1 protein-coding gene is annotated in these 280 nt (G+C 58.6%); it reads left to right on the plus strand.

The annotated features are described in order from the left end of the window. A partial coding sequence (locus EN807_RS35040) for a DPP IV N-terminal domain-containing protein (RefSeq protein ID WP_189522723.1) occupies positions 1 to 280 on the plus strand: 280 nt, incomplete at both ends.

Genomic DNA, 280 nt, shown 5'->3' on the forward strand with positions numbered 1-280 from the left:
TTGGTCGAGGTAGACGCCGCCTCGGGCCGCGGGCGCTCCCTGATCGATGAGACCAGCGAGACATTCGTGGATTATTTGCCGCTGGGGCATGGCCAGGAGGATGCCGGAAAAATCTTCCGTTACGATGTCGATGACGGGAAGGAGATCATCTGGGCATCAGAGCGCGACGGGTATGAGCATTTGTATCTTTTCAACGGCCGGACAGGCGCGCTCGAAAACCAGATCACCCGAGGTGAGTGGGTCGTCCGGAGGGTCAACCATGTCAGATCGGAAGAGCACA

Source organism: Mesorhizobium sp. M5C.F.Ca.ET.164.01.1.1, assembly GCF_004792125.1.
Lineage (GTDB): Bacteria > Pseudomonadota > Alphaproteobacteria > Rhizobiales > Rhizobiaceae > Mesorhizobium > Mesorhizobium wenxiniae.